Origin of the sequence: Stenotrophomonas sp. S41 (genome assembly GCF_016624625.1) — a bacterium.
In the GTDB taxonomy this organism is placed as follows: domain Bacteria; phylum Pseudomonadota; class Gammaproteobacteria; order Xanthomonadales; family Xanthomonadaceae; genus Stenotrophomonas.
Genome location: NZ_JACVTV010000212.1, coordinates 1 through 1,048 on the forward strand (window position 1 = coordinate 1; position 1,048 = coordinate 1,048).

At 64.1% G+C, this 1,048-nt stretch carries 1 pseudogene; it reads right to left on the reverse strand.

The features are described from left to right. Window positions 1-996 (reverse strand): annotated as a pseudogene (locus IAE56_RS20925) (hypothetical protein); the annotation flags it as partial. Window positions 997-1,048: the final 52 nt, after the last annotated feature.

The following is a 1,048-nucleotide window of genomic DNA, read 5'->3' on the forward strand; positions in this document are numbered from 1 at the left end:
ATAGGTCACGCTGCTGCCATCGGGCTCGGTGATCTGCTGCACCTGGCCGGTCGGCCAATAGCTGATCTGGGTGACACGATCCTCAGCCGTGGTGGCGCCACGCACGGTGACCGAAGTCAGCCAGCCACGGGCATGGTAGGTGTAGTCGGTGACCACACCGTTGGCCTCCTGGATGGACAGCGGGTGTCCGGATGGGTCGTAGGCCAAGGTCTCCACCACATGACCCAGCGCGTTGGTCACACGGCGAAGGTCGCCTTTGCGATAGGCACAACTTCCCCCGGTGGCGCAGCCCGCATCATCAGACGTGTAGTACGCGAACGTCGTCGTATCGGCTACATCCGTGCGCGGCCCATCCACACGGAGCAGCAGACCGATCTGCGGACACTCAGGACTGATGGCATCGCAGTAGACCTGCGTTGTTACGCGCGTCTCATCCGTAGCGGTATCACGAACCGTAATGACCGTTGGCTGATGGCGCGCGTTGCGCGTGAGGGTGGTTTCCTGCGCACCGATGGTCTGCTGCAGCAGGCGATTGGTCGCCATAGAGGTCCGTGTTTCGGAGACGCGCTGCTGCGGCGTTCCAACCGCTTCGGTCCGGGCCGTGACGCTTACCGCGCCCAATGGAGAATCGCTGATCTCGCTGTAGGCATAGGTGGTGCGAACGCCGCTGCGATCCTGCGAGGTGCTGACACGCCGTGCAGGATCAGAATCCACCGGCGTGTAGTCGTACGATTCGGTGCCACGGTTGTCGCTGCGGCCCGTCACTTTGCGCGCCGGGTCCTGCTGCTCACCCGGGCTGAGCGCGTAGAAAGTCTGGTGCCCCAGCGCGTCGGTGACGGTGGTCGTGCCGTCGGCCGCATACTGCAGGCGCACGCCATCAATACCGGCACTGGGTGCAGCAGGTGGCTCTGCGGCCATCACCATGCCCACCGGCCAGAACAGGCAGCACACCACCGCTGCAGTCGCGCGGACAACCCGCTCGTGTGTTCGCAACATCCGTGTATCTCCTCATGAACGCGCCGTGGCGCGCTTCAGCCACGATCCTTCA